We start from the raw sequence: 501 nt of genomic DNA, 5'->3' as shown, positions 1-501 counted from the left end.
GTTCTGCTAAATACGGTAAAGTGTCTGGAATTCCTTCACCAAACGTATGTATGAACTGTCACAAAACAATCAAAGAATACAAAGGAGATTACTTCGAAGAAGAATTAATCACTTCTGGTAAATTCGCTGATGAGGAAGCAGTTAAGAACTTCTATACAGGAGAAATCCAAAAAATGTATAAAGCTATTGGATGGAATCCAGAAACGAACAAATACGATGGTCCGCAAAAACCAATCGAATGGGTACGTATCCACAATATGCCAGATTTCGTATTCTTTAGCCACGCACAACACGTTGTAGCTGGAGAGAAAGCGATTAAGAAAGCAATTAAAGATGGAACTATTCCAAATGCTAAAGAATTGAACATTGGATCAGGAGACCAAGTTTGTTTCGCATGTCACGGACGTGTTGATGAAATGAACGAAGTAAAAATGGCGAATGATTTCACAATGGGATGGTGTATCGAGTGTCACAGAACTACTGAGGTAGATATGGACAACG

1 protein-coding gene is annotated in these 501 nt (G+C 38.5%); it reads left to right on the top strand.

The features are described from left to right. The coding region (locus tag QWI17_RS00290) for a hypothetical protein (protein ID WP_302720505.1) at positions 1–501 on the top strand (501 nt) is incomplete at both ends.

The sequence above is a fragment of the Gilvimarinus gilvus genome, from assembly GCF_030518155.1.
Lineage (GTDB): Bacteria > Pseudomonadota > Gammaproteobacteria > Pseudomonadales > Cellvibrionaceae > Gilvimarinus > Gilvimarinus gilvus.
The sequence above is the reverse complement of the archived record's forward strand: the minus strand, read 5'-3'. Positions and strand labels throughout refer to the sequence as shown.